The organism is Myxococcota bacterium (assembly GCA_035498015.1).
Taxonomy (GTDB): domain Bacteria; phylum Myxococcota_A; class UBA9160; order SZUA-336; family SZUA-336; genus VGRW01.
The window spans coordinates 1-3058 of record DATKAO010000051.1 but is presented as its reverse complement, the minus strand read 5'-3'; the positions used below and the strand labels follow the sequence as shown (position 1 = coordinate 3058).

At 72.9% G+C, this 3058-nt stretch carries 3 protein-coding genes; all 3 read left to right on the top strand.

Annotation, left to right across the window (positions count from 1 at the left end; all coding sequences use genetic code 11):
- Positions 1 to 1017: acyl-CoA dehydrogenase family protein (locus VMR86_04270; GenBank protein ID HTO06252.1), on the top strand; the 1017-nt coding region annotated here is incomplete at its 5' end.
- Positions 1014 to 2048 (top strand): acyl-CoA dehydrogenase family protein, encoded by a 1035-nt coding sequence (locus tag VMR86_04265; GenBank protein ID HTO06251.1) that lies wholly within the window; start codon positions 1014 to 1016, stop codon positions 2046 to 2048. The genes VMR86_04270 and VMR86_04265, both read left to right, overlap by 4 nt.
- A 34-nt stretch (positions 2049 to 2082) precedes the next feature.
- The coding region (locus VMR86_04260) for a Zn-dependent alcohol dehydrogenase (protein ID HTO06250.1) at positions 2083 to 3058 on the top strand (976 nt) is incomplete at its 3' end.

Here is a 3058-nt window from a genome sequence, read left to right as displayed (position 1 = left end):
TGGCCCGCCGAGTTCGGCGGCGGCGGCCAGCCGCGCGGGACCCAGCGCGTGATCGACGCCGAGCTCTCGCGCGCGCGCACGCCGTTCCTGCTGAACCTGGTGGCGCTGTCGTGGGCCGGGCCGGTGATCCTCAAGTACGGCACCGAAGCGCACAAGCGGAAGTTCCTCAAGCCGCTGCTGCGCTGCGACGAGATCTGGTGCCAGGGCTTCAGCGAGCCCGGCGCCGGCAGCGATCTCGCGTCGCTGCGCACGCGCGCCGTGCGGGACGGCGAGCAATGGCGGATCGACGGGCACAAGGTGTGGACGACGCTCGGGCGCTACGCCGATTGGTGTATCCTGCTCGCCCGCACCGACGACAGCGCCGTCAAGCACGCGGGCATCTCGTATTTCCTGGCGCCGATGAAGGTGCCGGGCGTCGAGGTGCAGCCGCTGGTCAAGATGACCGGCGAGGGCGGCTTCAACCAGGTGATCTGGTCGAACGCGGCGATCCCCGGCGACGCGCTGATCGGGCGGCTCGGCCAGGGCTGGGAGATCGCGATGGCCACGCTGCAGTTCGAGCGCGGCGCGGCCGAGGGCTCGGCGGGCGGTCAGGGCGGCGCGGGCGAGCAGGTGGCCGGGCTCGCGCGCCTCGCGCGCACGCTCGAGCGCGACGGCGGTCCCGCGCTCGCCGACCCGGTGGTGCGCGACCGACTCACGCAGTTCTGGATCGAGGAGACGGCGCTCCGCGCCAACGCGGCGCGCGCACGCCTTCCGGGGCTCGTCGCGGACCGGCCCGAGGCGCTGCCGCTCATGTCGAAGCTCGCGAGCTCCGAGCACGGCCAGGCGCTGGCGGACTTCGCGTGCGAGCTCCTCGGCCCGGGCGCCGCGCTGTGGCTCGGCGATCCGCACGCGCCGGCCAACGCCGAGTGGCAGCGCTCGTACCTGAACTCGTTCGCGATGACCATTGCGGGCGGGACTAGCGAGATCCTGCGCAACATCCTGGGCGAGCGCGTGCTCGGGCAGCCGAAGACGCGATGAACACGCCGCTCCGCTACGACGAAGAGCTCGCGCTCCTGCGCGCCGAGGCGCGCCGCTGGCTGGACGAGCGCTTTCCGATCGCGCGGGTGCGCGCGCTGGCCGACGCTGACGCGGGCGAGGATCCGGGTGACTGGAAGGAGCTCGCGGCGCTGGGCTGGCTCGGGCTGTGCGTGCCCGAGAAGTACGGCGGCGCGGGTCTGGGCGCCCTACACCTTTCGGTGTTGATGGAGGAGACGGGCCGCCGCCTGCTCCCCTCCCCCCTTCTCCCCGCCACTCTGGCGGCGCTCGCGCTGGCGCAGAGCGGCTCGGAGGCGCAGCGCGAGCGCTGGCTGCGGTCCTGGGTGGCCGGCGAATCGCGCCCGGCGCTGGCGCTCGGCCGCGACGCCGTCTGGGGCGGCGCGCTCGCCGACGTGCTCGTCGCGCGCCGCGGCGACCGCTTCGCGCTGGTTCCCGCGCGCGCGCCCGGGGCGCGGATCGAGCCCGAGGTCGTGCTCGACCGCACGCGCCGCAGCGCGCGCGTCGACCTGGACGCCGTCGCGCTCGACGCGGCGGCTTTCCTGCCGGCGAGCGGCGCCGAGGTGCTCGAGCGACTCACGCCTTGGGCGTGCCTCGCGCTCGCCGCCGAGATGGCGGGCGGCGCCGACGCCCTGCTCGCGCTCACCTCGGCGTACACGGCCACGCGCGAGCAGTTCGGCAAGCCGATCGGCTCGTTCCAGGCCGTGAAGCACCCGCTCGTGAACGTGCTGATCGGCGTCGAGGGGCTGCGCTCGCTCGTGTACGCCGCCGCGACGGCGCTCGACGACGGCTCCCCGGACGCCGAGGCGCTCGCGCGCATGGCCAAGGCGAAAGCCTGCGACGTGTACGTGTTCGCGGCCTCGCGCGCGGTGCAGCTGCACGGCGGCTTCGGCTTCACGCTCGATTGCGACGCCCATCTGTATCTGAAACGCGCGCAGACCACGCGGCCGGCGTTCGGCGACGCCATGCACCAGCGGCGCTGGCTGGCCGAGACGCTGCTCGGCGCCGCGCCGTGACACAATTCCCCGCGAGACCAACAAGGAGACCGCCATGAAAGCTGCCGTGATGCGCGCCTTCAAGCAGCCGCTCGAGCTCGAGGACATCGACATCAGCCGCCCGGGCCCGCGCGAGGTGCTCCTGCGCACCGCCGCCACCGGCGTGTGTCACAGCGACCTGCACGTCGTCGAGGCGGGCCTGCCCGTGCCGCCGCCGCTCGTGCTGGGCCACGAGCCCGCGGGCATCGTCGAGGCCGTCGGCGAGCTCGTGACTCACGTACAGCCGGGTGACCACGTCATCGGCTGTCTCTCCGCCTTCTGCGGGAGCTGCGAGTACTGCCTCACCGGCCGGCCGAACATGTGCGGCGGCGCGGCCACCATGCGGCGCCCCGGTGAGCCGCCGCGCCTCTCGAAGGGCGGCACTGCGATCAACCAGTTCGCGCACCTCTCGTCGTTCGCCGAGAAGATGCTCGTGCACGAGAACGCCGTGGTGAAGATCCGCAACGACATGCCGCTCGACCGCGCGGCGCTCATCGGGTGCGGAGTCACGACGGGCGTGGGCGCGGTGCTGAACACCGCACAGGTTCCGGCCGGCTCCACGTGCGCGGTGATCGGCTGCGGCGGCGTCGGCCTGGCCGCCATCCAGGGCTGCCGCATCGCAGGCGCGAGCCGCATCATCGCCGTCGACACCATGCCGTGGAAGCTCGAGCTCGCGAAGACGCTCGGCGCCACCGACGGCGTGAACGCGAAGGACACCGACCCCGTTCAGGGCGTGCAGTCACTCGTGCCGCGCGGCGTGGACTACGCATTCGAGTGCATCGGCACCAAGCAGACGTGTGCGCAGGCGCTGGCGATGGTGAAGAAGGGCGGCACGGCCGTGTGGGTCGGCGTGGTTCCGATCGGCCAGACCGTCGAAGTTCCCGCACTCGACCTCGTGATCAGCGGCAAGAAGATCCTGGGCTCGATGATGGGCGACAACCGCTTCCGCGTGGACATGCCGCGCTACGTCGACTTCTATCTCTCGGGCCAGC